The following is a 4375-nucleotide window of genomic DNA, read 5'->3' as shown; positions in this document are numbered from 1 at the left end:
CCTTGGCTGTAATCTGCATTGATCAATCACACATCATAAAGACAGCCAAGGATTTATTTTGTTTACTTAGTACCTGTTGAACCGAGTCCTCCTCTATCCTCGTTTCCCAAATGCTCAACTTCAACCAATTCAACCGCCGGCATTTTCTTCATGATTCTAAACTGACAGATACGATCACCCTTCTTAATTTCAGTATCGCGCAATGCATACGCAGGAAAGAACCAAAAATCGTTGTCTCCCTTGTATGACTCATCGATAACACCCATTGAATTTGTTTGAATAACGCCAAAGTTCTTATATGTGCTTGACCGAGGAACGACATGTGCTTCGTAACCTTCTGGCAGCTCCATTGCTACACCTAATGGGACAAGCTTAAATTCATCTTTTTTGATTGTTACATCCTCAGCTGCTCGAAGATCGATCCAGTCTCCCTTCTCAATTTTGCTGATTCTTGTTTGTGTTTCATCTAGATATTTGATTTTAATTTGCATTGTTATGTATTAGCTCCTTTTAGTTATAAACTGAACGTCTTCAAAATCATTGTGTAAAGCATTAAAATAAAGTTTTTCAATGGTATTTTTGTTTTTACAGTAAATCGAAACGTAGCTATTATCTGCTATCAAAAGGACAAATTCGCAATCACTGTCAGCAAACTCTTCATATGTATTGACTTGATTAACTGTTTTTCCATGTGGAAATGCTTTCAATTCAACGAAAATGGTATAGTACTGATTCGTTTTTAATAGTTGCGCAAAATCCGCCCCTTCAACAATAGCAAAGTCATGAAAAAGCTCCTCATTATCGAGCTCTCCGTCTACTACAAAATAAGATTCACCACTCGTTTGCCACTTATAATGAGCTATGTCTACTGGCTGCAGTATTCTCCATAGAAAATTTCCATATTCATTCGGTATTTGAAAACTAACTCCCCTTTTCATGTATACCCCTTACTTAAACGATTTTTTGAATACGAATTTAATTATATACTCTGATGTCAGGTTTATGGAACAAGGAATCGACTGCTTTTTGAACGGATTATCTTTTACAGAATTTTCTCAGTCCTTCTCATTTAAAAGGTTCTTCTAATGTTCATACCTTAGGCGCCCCCCTTTCCTCTAGGCTCAGTCAGTATCTTTATATAAAGTGTCTTTCTTGTTCTATTCTCTGCAGACCGTGCTTTTTCGCTTGAATCATCTTCATGTTCTGGCCAGTTTGTTCCGTCAGCATGTTCAACAAAAAGAAAAATGCTTTTTTTGTACTGCAAACATAAAAAAACAACACATGAAAACCACTGATTCTAACAGGTATCCCTTGTTATTGAGAACGGTGAAACCTCCCTGTTTGATTTCTGGTTATCATTCCTCTCCTATGAGAGTGTACCAAAACAAATAATCACTGCAGATTATTTTTGATTAGTTGTACTTCTCATATCCTCAGCCTCCATATCCATTCTCATCCCCTTACAAGCCTCGTTTATCCGTATTTGCTATTCGAACATTGATTAGCACCTTTTCGTATCACATGGATTTGCTGTTGAATGATTTCAAATGAAGCTGAATAAAATAAGATCGAATCATCCAACAATTAACATTTATTCTTACGGCAATAGGTGGTAGTTACAATCCATAAGAAGGAAGGAAGCGTTGATGATAAAGCTTTGCCGAGAAGTTTGGATCGAAGTCAATCTTGATGCCGTTAAAAAGAATTTGCGAGCGATCCGCCGTCATATTCCACATAAGAGCAAAATTATGGCTGTCGTAAAAGCGAACGGTTATGGTCACGGGTCTATAGAAGTGGCGCGTCATGCACTTGAACACGGGGCGAGTGAGCTCGCTGTTGCCAGCGTGGAGGAAGGAATCGTTTTACGAAAAGCGGGGATTACAGCACCTATCCTTGTGCTTGGTTTTACGTCCCTTAGTTGTGTGAAGAAGTCAGCAGCTTGGGATATAACATTATCAGCATTTCAGGTTGATTGGATAAAAGAAGCAAACGAGATATTGGAGAAAGAAGCAAGTACTGATCGGCTGGCTATTCATATTAACGTGGATACCGGCATGGGACGATTAGGTGTACGCACAAAGGAAGAGCTTTTAGCAGTAGTGAAAACCCTAAAGGCAAGCGAATTTCTCAGGTGGACAGGGATTTTTACACATTTTTCAACAGCTGATGAACCAGACACAACACTCACAAAGCTGCAGCACGAAAAATTCATCAATTTTCTCAGCTTTTTAAAAGAACAAGGAATTGAGCTGCCCACCGTGCATATGTGCAACACAGCTGCAGCTATCGCATTTCCGGAATTTAGCGCTGATATGATCCGTTTAGGTATCGGCTTATATGGTTTATATCCTTCTTCCTATATTAAACAACTACATCTCGTTAAGCTTGAACCTGCGCTAAGTTTAAAAGCGCGCATCGCTTATGTCAAAACCATGCGGACAGAGCCCCGAACCGTTAGCTATGGTGCTACATACGTTGCAGAACCTAATGAAGTAATTGCTACAATCCCGATCGGCTATGCTGACGGTTATTCTCGTGCCCTTTCCAATCGCGGGTTTGTTCTTCACCGCGGAAAACGAGTGCCAGTGGCGGGAAGAGTAACAATGGATATGATCATGGTCAGTTTAGGAGAAAACGGTGAAGGTGAACAAGGAGAAGAAGTCGTAATTTACGGTAAGCAAAAAGGAGCTGAGATTTCCGTTGATGAAGTGGCTGAAATGCTCAATACGATTAACTATGAAGTGGTGTCTACTTTAAGCCGCCGCATCCCTCGTTTTTATATAAGAGATGGCGAGATTTTTAAAGTATCAACTCCAGTATTATACGTGTAGAACATCTTAACATGCTGAATCAAAATCCCTCTGTTAGAGGGATTTTGTTTTTTCTGAAGAAGAGAGATTTTCAACATATCTATACCTCAATAACTGATTGTTCAGGAGTATATGATCATGTCGAGAACGAAAATGCTCTTCTAGTTCTTCAAGTGTACGCCCCTTTGTTTCCGGCAAGAATTTGTACACAAAACCGATTGCCAATACACCTAAAGCCACGAATATAAAGAATGTAAAAGACAAACCTACAGAGCTAAGCAAGATCGGGAAAGCAAAACCAATCACAAAGTTTAATATCCAGAGGAAAAAAACACTTATCCCAGAACCAAGTCCTCTCAATCTTTGAGGGAATATTTCCGCTATGACCAGCCAAGTCACTGGTCCTACACACCCTTGCATAAAGGCAAGAAATAAAACGGTCAAAGAAAGCACTACATAAGGAAGTGCCATAGATCCATCAAGCACAATTGAGAAAATTGCAATCAATAGGAGCGCTGTAGTCGTCCCCGCCAAACCAATCAACAATATTGGTCGCCGCCTTACTTTTCCGACCAGCCAAATCCCAAATATAACTGCAATAACGGATATCAGCCCATTCCCAATATTAGCGATTAAAGCCGCTTTTGTGCCAAAACCGGATTCTTTAAGGATTTGTGTGCCATAATACATAATCGAGTTCACACCTGTAATTTGATTCACGATGGCTACACCGATTCCAATCAGCAAAAGACGGCGCAGCCATGGGGTAGAAAAGTCCTTGAGCGATGCCTTCTCAAGCTCTGTATCTTTTTCTACCGCTTTTTGAATTTCCCGATATTCAGCTTCTGCACGTTTATCTTCACGAATTTGTTTAAGAACACGCAGTGCCTCATTTTTTTTGCCTTTGGAGATTAGCCATCTCGGGCTTTCTGGCACCTTAAGCATACTGGCAAATAACATGATAGCCGGAACGGCACAAATGACTAGCATGTATCTCCAAACATGTCCCGTATTTGCCATTGTTACACCAAGGATGGCATTAAAAACATATGCTAAAAATTGCCCGCCAACAATCATTAGCTCATTTTGGGTTACCATACGTCCTCTCTTCTCATGCGGTGCCATTTCTGCTAAAAAGGCCGGTACCATCGCTGAAGCTCCCCCAACAGCTAGTCCCAATAAAAAACGAAAGACCGTCATGATGAAAACACTGGATGCAAACGCTGTCCCAAGTGAAGCCAAGAAAAATAAAAAAGAGAGATTAAGGATCATTTTACGGCGGCCATATCGATCAGCTAATCTTCCGCATAACAACGCTCCAAACGCCGCACCTAATAATAGAATACTCGTAACAAGCCCTTCTGTAACCGCTGTTAAATGAAGCTGATCTGGTCTTGCCATAAAAGGCAAAGCTCCATTTATAACTCCGGTGTCATACCCAAAGAGAAGTCCTCCAAAAGTTGCTGAGATCATTATTAATTTCAACCTTCGATTTCGATGTTCATTCATATCCATTTCCCCTTCCTTTATTAAGAATACTTAATAAACTCTTTCAGTGTGGATAT

General features: G+C 40.1%; 3 protein-coding genes and 1 pseudogene. 1 reads left to right on the top strand and 3 read right to left on the bottom strand.

The window, feature by feature from the left end; genetic code table 11:
* Positions 1-62 precede the first annotated feature (62 nt).
* Complete coding sequence (gene dutA, locus C1T29_RS11150) at positions 63-491, bottom strand: dUTP diphosphatase DutA (RefSeq protein WP_069149646.1); 429 nt, start codon at positions 489-491, stop codon at positions 63-65.
* A gap of 9 nt (positions 492-500) precedes the next feature.
* Positions 501-938 carry a DUF2691 family protein gene (locus C1T29_RS11145; RefSeq protein ID WP_103748743.1) on the bottom strand — a complete coding sequence of 146 codons (438 nt, stop codon included), beginning with the start codon at positions 936-938 and terminating at the stop codon, positions 501-503.
* A gap of 708 nt (positions 939-1646) precedes the next feature.
* Here C1T29_RS11145 and alr point away from each other — a divergent pair.
* Entirely contained in the window at positions 1647-2831 is a 1185-nt protein-coding gene (alr, locus tag C1T29_RS11140; protein WP_103748744.1) for an alanine racemase, read from the top strand.
* A gap of 79 nt (positions 2832-2910) precedes the next feature.
* On the opposite strand, the pseudogene C1T29_RS11135 reads toward alr, so the two are convergent.
* Positions 2911-4325, bottom strand: a pseudogene (locus tag C1T29_RS11135) (sugar porter family MFS transporter).
* Between the last annotated feature and the right edge of the window lie 50 nt (positions 4326-4375).

This window comes from Bacillus sp. MBGLi79 (assembly GCF_002953915.1).
This window is presented reverse-complemented; position numbering and strand designations above follow the sequence as displayed.

Bases quoted from the DNA above. Each gene is read 5' to 3' on its own strand.
- dutA (WP_069149646.1), bottom strand. From the start codon at position 491: ATGCAAATTAAAATCAAATATCTAGATGAAACACAAACAAGAATCAGC.
- C1T29_RS11145 (WP_103748743.1), bottom strand. From the start codon at position 938: ATGAAAAGGGGAGTTAGTTTTCAAATACCGAATGAATATGGAAATTTT.
- alr (WP_103748744.1), top strand. From the start codon at position 1,647: ATGATAAAGCTTTGCCGAGAAGTTTGGATCGAAGTCAATCTTGATGCC.